This is a genomic window from Rhizobium ecuadorense (genome assembly GCF_001187535.1).
GTDB classification, from domain to species: domain Bacteria; phylum Pseudomonadota; class Alphaproteobacteria; order Rhizobiales; family Rhizobiaceae; genus Rhizobium; species Rhizobium ecuadorense.
On sequence record NZ_LFIO01001439.1, the window covers coordinates 1 to 222 of the forward strand.

Below are 222 nucleotides of genomic sequence, written 5' to 3' on the forward strand. Positions count from 1 at the left end.
CTCCGGGGCCGCCAAGGACCTAGTTCCCGGTCGGAGCCGTGATATTGACCCCCTCCTTGCCGAGTTGTTCACGCACCGACTCTAACATCTGATACTTGGAGAGTTCGATCGGGCCGTCGTAACCCATGCTCTGCAGCTTGCGCGGGGGGTACTCGACGTAGGTTTTCATGAGGTCCTTGATCGCTCCCGAGATGGAGACCAATGTCCAGGTATGTTCGGTGT

General features: G+C 58.1%; 1 pseudogene. It reads right to left on the minus strand.

Annotated features, from left to right (window positions below):
• Positions 1-19 precede the first annotated feature (19 nt).
• A pseudogene (locus tag AF337_RS30030) lies at positions 20-222 on the minus strand (arylsulfatase); the annotation flags it as partial.